The organism is uncultured Deefgea sp. (genome assembly GCF_947072475.1).
GTDB lineage: Bacteria > Pseudomonadota > Gammaproteobacteria > Burkholderiales > Chitinibacteraceae > Deefgea.
The window spans coordinates 70,845-78,050 of sequence record NZ_CAMTIA010000011.1 but is presented as its reverse complement, the minus strand read 5'-3'; the positions used below and the strand labels follow the sequence as shown (position 1 = coordinate 78,050).

Below are 7,206 nucleotides of genomic sequence, written 5' to 3'. Positions count from 1 at the left end.
AGGGACACACGGATTAACAGTCCGTTGCTCTACCAACTGAGCTATCGAGGAATTGGTATGGGGCGTATAATAGACACTCTCGACTGTTTAGTCAAGAACATCCTAATAAAATAATCGATAAAATGATGACTCGCGCCAAAAAAATCCTCATCGGCAGCACGATTTTGCTTAGCATTGCCGCTTCCCTACCTTTGATTATGCCCTACGCTACCTTCAAAAACAGTTTAGAAACAAAGCTCTCGCAAATGAATGGCGGGAAGACGCAAATTGCGCAGATCGAATTTAGTTACCAACCTACGCCAGTCTTTATTTTACGCGACGTGGTGATCGAGCGGCCTGAGACCGCCAAAATTGCAGAGATTATTATTCCAGTCACGAGCTACAACGTTTTAAATTGGGGTCAGTCGATGCGAAATGTACTAATTCGCAACGCCGTTTTATCCCGCTCCTTTGCTTTTGATTTGCCAAATCGAATCAAAACGGACCAGCACAATGGTTTTAAAATCGATCGACTGGCGCTAGAGAACGTCTCGATCAAACTGGATCGCCGCACGGTTGGACCCATCGATGGAGAGTTACGCTTTAATGCCAATGGCAATATCGAAGACCTCGTTATTCGTGGCGATCAAAACCGCGTAGAAATTCAAGTCCAACCCACAGAGCCGGGGCAATTCAAAGTACAATTTAACGCCAGAAACTGGGAGCTGCCTTTAGGTCAACCGGTTAAATTTGAATTTCTTAAACTCATCGGTACCGCCGACGCCGACGGCTGGAGCATTTCAGATATTCGAGCAGATCTGTATGGCGGCCTTGTCACCGGCTCAGCACAACTGAACTGGCAATCGAACTGGCAACTCACCGGGCACATTTTTGCCAAGAATATCGCTGTCGAGCCGTTAATGCGTTTATATAGTCCGATCACGCGCAGCACCGGTCGAATGAATGCCGATGCCCGCTTTAAATATCAAGGGGCGACGGAACAACAATTATTTAAGCAAGCGCAAATCCAAGGCCGCTTTCTTATTCAAGATGGTACTTTGCATAACTTTGATTTGATTACGCCACTTAAATCGCAAAACCCAACGACATTACGCCGTGGCGGGCAAACCAGCTTTAGTAGTTTATCAGGGGGTATTGCCATCAACGACAATACTGTAATGCTACACAACCTAATACTCCAGTCAGGTAAATTTCAGGCTCGTGGCGATTTACGCATTTCACAACAAAAAATGAGCGGATCGATCAACACGCAACTCGCCGCAGGCGCAATGATGGCCAATAATCAGCTCAGTATTTCCGGCCAATTGGCCGCGCCTGAATTACACAGTCGTGGTGCGCTACGCCCCAACCATGAAGAACGAAGCCCCAGCGCCGAAACCGAAGCGCCTAAACCCGAAAACTAATCACTCACTAATCACTCAATATCAATGGACGATACGGCACAGCAAGCCTGCCGCATCGCTAACAAGGAAAAACACATGACCTGGAACGCATTTTTACAGCAAGCCGGCGCCCAATTCGAAGCGCACCTCGTCACCCACTTTACACAGACCGACACAGAATTGGCCGCACTGGAACAAAACTGGGTCATCTGCCCACTCAGCCAATACGGTTTAATTCGCTTTAGTGGCGAAGACAGTCAAGCATTTTTACAAGGCCAACTCTCGAGTGATGTTCGAGCGCTAGACGTGAATACAGTGCAATACTCAAGTTACTCAACGCCAAAAGGTCGCATGCTCGCGAGCTTTTTAGTGTCGCGTCAGCAAGATGACTATGTATTGCAAATTGCCGCTGAGCTACAAGCCAGCATTCAAAAACGCTTAAGTATGTTTATTATGCGCAGCAAAACCAAAGCCAGCGATGCCAATACCGACTGGGTCCAAATCGGTGTGGCGGGTCCTTCAGCTAGCGCACAAATTGAAGCGTACTTTGGCAGTGTTCCGGCCGCAATGACAGTACAACATCACGCCAATGCCAGCATTATCGGACTTGAGGGTGACCGCTTTCAAATTATGGCCTCACCCGAAGTGATGGCGACGCTATGGACTGAATTGATCAGCAAGGGCGCACAAGCAGCGGGAACGAGCGTTTGGCAGCTCACCGAAATTCGTGCCGGTAGCCCATGGGTAACTGGGCCAACTCAAGAAGAATTTGTGCCACAAATGGCCAATATGGAATTAATTGGTGGGGTTAACTTTAAAAAAGGCTGCTACCCGGGCCAAGAAATCGTCGCCAGAATGCAATATTTGGGTAAAACCAAACGCCGCACCTATCGCATGCATGTCGATAGCCGCGAGGTGCTTGCGGGACAGGACGTTTATAGCTCGGATTCGGATGGCCAAGCCAGCGGCAAGATCATGCTGGCCGCGCCAAGTCCTCAAGGTGGTTCAGAAGTCTTAGTCGTTGCACAAATTGCCAGTTTGCCGCTGGGATTGCATTTAATTGACGCCAATGGTCCGCAATTGACGCAATTAAACCTGCCCTATGCACTCAACTGAAGCCAAAACAGCAATTTCATCATATAATCGCGAAATTCGCACAAGCAAGGATGTCACCCCATGGGGTTTCTCGCTAATAAAAAAATCTTAATTTGCGGTCTACTTTCAGATCGCTCTATCGCCTACGGCATTGCCCAAGCTTGCCGCCGTGAAGGTGCTGAGTTGGCCTTCACTTATGTGGGTGAAGACCTAAAAAATCGTGTTGCTCGTTTAGCCGCTGACTTTGATTCGACCATCGTTCTGCCCTGTGATGTGGGTAGCGATGAGCAAATCGAAGCGCTATTTCCAGCATTGGCTGAATTTTGGCCAACGTTTGATGGCCTCGTACACTCGATTGGTTTTGCGCCACGCGATGCCTTAAAAGGCGATTATCTGGATGCCGTGACGCGTGAGAACTTTAAAATCGCTCACGATATCAGCTCGTACAGCTTTGCCGCACTGGCCAAAGCCGCGCGTCCAATGCTCAATGAAAAAGCATCGCTGGTTACGATGTCGTATCTTGGCGCTGAACGTGCAATCCCAAATTACAATGTAATGGGATTGGCCAAAGCCAGCCTTGAAGCCAATGTTCGCTATATGGCGGCGGCATTGGGTACCAGCAAAGAAATCCGTGTCAACGGCGTTTCTGCGGGGCCAATCAAAACTTTAGCTGCGGCCGGGATTTCTGACTTTGGTAAATTATTGAAAGGCGCGGCAGAAGCTACGCCGTCCAAACGCAATGTCACCAAAGAAGAAGTGGGCAATGTCACGGCCTTCTTATTGTCTGACTTATGCTCAGGCATGACCGGTGAAATCTTGCACGTTGATGTGGGCTTTAGCATCGGCGCAGGCGCTTTGGCGGGTTAATTACCCCTCGATGTAGCCCAAAATAAAGCCCGCAATCGCGGGCTTTATTGTTATTGCTTGCCACGCAAACAAGCAAGTCCCCAATTTTAAAGGTATTGAGCGATGTGCCAATTACTTGGAATGAACTGCAACACCCCTACCGATATTGTGTTTTCTTTTGAAGGATTTCGCCGTCGTGGCGGACTCACCGCCGAGCACGCCGATGGCTGGGGCATTGCATTTTTTGAAGAGAAGGGCTGCCGGCTGTTTCTGGACTATCTACCGTCGAGCCGTAGCCCGGTCGCTGATTTGGTGCGTAGCTATCCAATCAAAAGCAAAAATGTCATCTCGCACATCCGCAAAGCCACCCAAGGCGGGGTTAACCTTGCCAACACCCACCCTTTTCAGCGTGAATTGTGGGGTAAATACTGGATCTTTGCCCATAATGGCAACCTCACCGAGCTACCTAGGCTTGAGCCATCGCGCTTTCAGCCAGTAGGCAATACCGATAGTGAACAAGCTTTTTGTTGGATACTTGATCAGCTCGCACAACAATTTAGCGTCATGCCAAGCCGCATCGAGCTCCATCAGGCACTCAGCCGCATAGCGGCACAATTAGCGCAACATGGCTGCTGCAATTTTTTACTCTCCAATGGCGACACGCTATGGGCGCATTGCTCAACGGCGCTGCACTACATCGTGCGTCAAGCGCCATTTAGCGTCGCACATTTGTCGGACATGGATTTATCGATCGACTTTTCCAATGAGACCAGGCCCAATGATCGCGTGGCCGTCATTGCCACGCAACCGCTCACCGACAATGAAACATGGACGGCTATGCAGGCCGGTGAGCTATTGATGTTTGTGGATGGTGAGATACAAAAAACAGAGGTATATTCGTAGAGGATTTATTTTATATATTCTTGCGGAATATACTACCGCACATTGACGTTTGGTTTTCTGCCGCTACTGACGTGCTTTTCGCGGCGAATTCAGCCGCAATCAGCAACGCATCGCCAAATAGGGTTTGGTGACATCAATCGATGTCTAGGCCTCATGCTGATGCAGTCCAAGCAGGGCAAACACCGTATCATCAAAATATTCGCCCTGCTCGTCCAGTTGGCGCAATTGAAACGACAGGCGCTCGAGGCTGATTTGGTTGTGTGCAAAGCGGTCTCGCGTCACCTTCATACTACTTGCGCGTGCGGCGAGTTGACTGCGCCGCGCTTCAATCTCTTTACGCTCGCGCTGATGCCCGCCGACCGATAAATACAGCCAAAAAATTAAGCCGCCCGCCACCCACCATAATTCAAAAAATAAGCTTGCGATCGCAATCAAGGTGATCAGTAAATACCAAATTTGATCGGCTTGTTCAAATTGAGGCATCGTCACCGATAAGGTCGGCCAGCGGCGCTTCATCATCGAAGCAATGCGGGTGTCATCCGTCGCATCGCGCTTTTTGCGTGCTAAAGCCCCATCCAGCGCCAAGCTAATATACCAATGGGTAATCACTTTTGAATGCAACCAATGGGCCGCTAAATACTGCGCCATTTTTTCGTGCAATTGATCTCGAAATGAACTGCTCGACAGCGGTGGCACGCTGTCGTTATATGGATCTTTAAGTGCATTTTGCACTTGCAAGGGGTATCCAGCCACATCCATTAATAATCGCCGGCGCTCATTCAATACCTCGGGATTAATCATGATATCGGGATGGTCTAGGTGCAAATAATGCTGCAGCAATTTGTCTACATCACCAAACGCCGGATGCGTGCCGGGCTGCTCCTTGAGCAAAATCCGCAAACGCGCGACTTCTTGACGAATCAAATCGGCAATTGGTCCTGCTTCAGGCACCCATGAGCGACGCAACAAACCGTCAATTTTCTCTAATGGCTCATCATAATGCCGATAATAAGCCTGATGGTAACGGCCAATTTCTTCATCATCACGCAGTTTATTGCCCGTCAGCAAAGGACGAGTTGGGGCCTCGCGACGTAAATCCAAGCCAATACGATTGACCAAACTATCTAACTCTGGCGCAACCCCCGCCCGAGCAAAGACCGGATCTAATTCATGTCGCTTATTTCGCCATTCTTCGAGCGCCTGCCAAATACTCCAATCGGCCATTATTTATTTTATTCCCTCAAACCTTGACCACTGCGCTCACGCGCCTCACCTGCCCCTATGGCCTTACCGCACAACGACGACCGTAGCACCGCACGATCTGGGCGCAGCATAACATCAATCCAAAGCCTGACTCTGCAGCAAAATCCGACACGCACGACTCAAGCGGATTGTTCTTGTTGGCTTAACGCCGCTTCAATGCGCTCGCACAAATGGCGAAGCACTGCAATCCGTGCATAATATTTGTTATTTGCCCCTACCCTGAGCCACGGCGAATTCGGGGTACTGGTTCGCTCAATTAAATCACTCGCGGCGGTGACGTAGTCATCCCATTTTTCGCGGTTACGCCAATCTTCTTCGGTAATTTTGAAGCGTTTATATTCAATCGCTTCGCGCTCATGAAAGCGGTTTAATTGCTCTTCATTACTAATCGCCAGCCAAAACTTAACCACCAACACGTTCGCTGCCGCAATTTGAGCTTCGAAATCATTGATTTCGCCATAAGCCCGCATCCAATCTGCATGGCTCGCAAAGCCCTCTACGCGCTCCACCAAGACGCGACCATACCAAGAGCGATCAAACAGCGTGAGTTGCCCGTGCGGCGGTAAATGCCGCCAAAAACGCCATAGATACGGCTGAGCACGTTCTTCTTCGGTCGGGGCGGCAATCGGTATGGTGCGATATTGCCGAGCATCGAGTGCCGCAGTAATCCGGCGAATCGCACCGCCCTTACCCGCAGCGTCCATGCCTTCAAACACACAAACCACGGAAAGCTGCTTAAATTTAGGCTGCCGAACTAGGCCATTGAGTCGGCCTTGCCATTCTTCGAGCTGAATTTTGTAATCTTCTTTGCTTAAAACATAATCTAAGGGCAGTGTATCGAGCAGACGAACGCCGTCAATGGACGGCATTAAAGGCGCTGCATCAATACGATTTTGCCGAACGGAGGCCCGTGCCATGTGATGACGAGTGGCTTCTTCAATATGCCGACCGACTGAAATATTGCGATAATTACTGTCTGAGCTCTCAACCACACGCCACGGTGCATCGGCTAAATTGGTTCGCAATAATAAATCGCGATAGCGATCAATCATCTGATCATAATTTTTTAAAAACCACCGATCTGATTCTTCAACTCGCCAAGCGGTACGTGAATCTGCGCCAAGTTTTTTGATTTGTTTTTTTAGCTGATCTTTCGACAAATGTAGCCAAAACTTCAAAACCAATACGCCTTCGTCTGACAGCATTTTTTCTAGCCGCAAAATTTTGGCCAACTCATACTCATAAGCGATCGGTTCTGCCGCATCTTGCATTTGATCCCACATCGGACCGCTATACCAACCACCAAAAAGGATGGCCATCTTGCCCTTGGGCGGCAAAATACGCCAATAGCGCCAAAAAGGCGGGCGAGCAGTCTCTTCATCACTCGGTTCGGCAAAAGCATGTGTGGCAATTAAGCGCGGATCTAACCATTTTAATAAGAGATTAGCCACCTCACTCTTACCTGCTGTGGGTACCCCGCCCAGTAAGATAACCACTTGAAAATCAGCGCGTTGGTTTAAATCGTATTGAATCGACAACAAGCTCTGCCGTAATTCAGTTTCAAATTGCTGATAAGCCTGCTTATCCAATTGATGCCCTAATTCTGCCGATTCAAACATACACTGACTCCGAGTCATGATGCGCCATTATTCAGCGTTAGCCGCATTTCGGGAAGTCTTTGCTGATCAGCATAACCAGAAAGCCATATAGATCGATG

At 49.0% G+C, this 7,206-nt stretch carries 6 protein-coding genes; 4 read left to right on the top strand and 2 right to left on the bottom strand.

What is annotated here, in order from left to right:
- Window positions 1-122: 122 nt before the first annotated feature.
- The 4 genes from Q0V82_RS06055 to Q0V82_RS06040 all read left to right on the top strand — a co-directional run bounded on the left by Q0V82_RS06055 (window position 123) and on the right by Q0V82_RS06040 (window position 4,226).
- A complete protein-coding gene (locus Q0V82_RS06055; RefSeq protein WP_297573596.1) occupies window positions 123-1,403 on the top strand; it encodes an AsmA family protein in 1,281 nt (426 codons plus the stop codon).
- 75 nt (window positions 1,404-1,478) lie between these two features.
- A complete protein-coding gene (locus tag Q0V82_RS06050; RefSeq protein WP_297573593.1) occupies window positions 1,479-2,498 on the top strand; it encodes a folate-binding protein YgfZ in 1,020 nt (339 codons plus the stop codon).
- Between the two features lie 60 nt (window positions 2,499-2,558).
- Complete coding sequence (locus Q0V82_RS06045; RefSeq protein ID WP_297573590.1) at window positions 2,559-3,344, top strand: enoyl-ACP reductase; 786 nt, start codon at window positions 2,559-2,561, stop codon at window positions 3,342-3,344.
- Window positions 3,345-3,446: 102 nt separating this feature from the next.
- On the top strand, window positions 3,447-4,226 hold the full coding sequence (locus Q0V82_RS06040; RefSeq protein ID WP_297573587.1) for a class II glutamine amidotransferase: 780 nt from the start codon (window positions 3,447-3,449) through the stop codon (window positions 4,224-4,226).
- A 144-nt stretch (window positions 4,227-4,370) separates the two neighbouring features.
- Here the strand turns inward: Q0V82_RS06040 and Q0V82_RS06035 are convergent, their stop codons facing one another.
- Both Q0V82_RS06035 and pap read right to left on the bottom strand, forming a co-directional pair.
- Complete coding sequence (locus Q0V82_RS06035; protein WP_297573584.1) at window positions 4,371-5,450, bottom strand: hypothetical protein; 1,080 nt, start codon at window positions 5,448-5,450, stop codon at window positions 4,371-4,373.
- A gap of 158 nt (window positions 5,451-5,608) precedes the next feature.
- A complete protein-coding gene (gene pap / locus Q0V82_RS06030) occupies window positions 5,609-7,108 on the bottom strand; it encodes a polyphosphate:AMP phosphotransferase (protein WP_297573582.1) in 1,500 nt (499 codons plus the stop codon).
- Window positions 7,109-7,206: the final 98 nt, after the last annotated feature.

Excerpts from the sequence above, each read along its gene's own strand:
- Q0V82_RS06055 (WP_297573596.1), top strand. The coding sequence starts at position 123 with ATGATGACTCGCGCCAAAAAAATCCTCATCGGCAGCACGATTTTGCTT.
- Q0V82_RS06035 (WP_297573584.1), bottom strand. The coding sequence starts at position 5,450 with ATGGCCGATTGGAGTATTTGGCAGGCGCTCGAAGAATGGCGAAATAAG.
- Q0V82_RS06050 (WP_297573593.1), top strand. The coding sequence starts at position 1,479 with ATGACCTGGAACGCATTTTTACAGCAAGCCGGCGCCCAATTCGAAGCG.
- Q0V82_RS06040 (WP_297573587.1), top strand. The coding sequence starts at position 3,447 with ATGTGCCAATTACTTGGAATGAACTGCAACACCCCTACCGATATTGTG.
- Q0V82_RS06045 (WP_297573590.1), top strand. The coding sequence starts at position 2,559 with ATGGGGTTTCTCGCTAATAAAAAAATCTTAATTTGCGGTCTACTTTCA.
- pap (WP_297573582.1), bottom strand. The coding sequence starts at position 7,108 with ATGTTTGAATCGGCAGAATTAGGGCATCAATTGGATAAGCAGGCTTAT.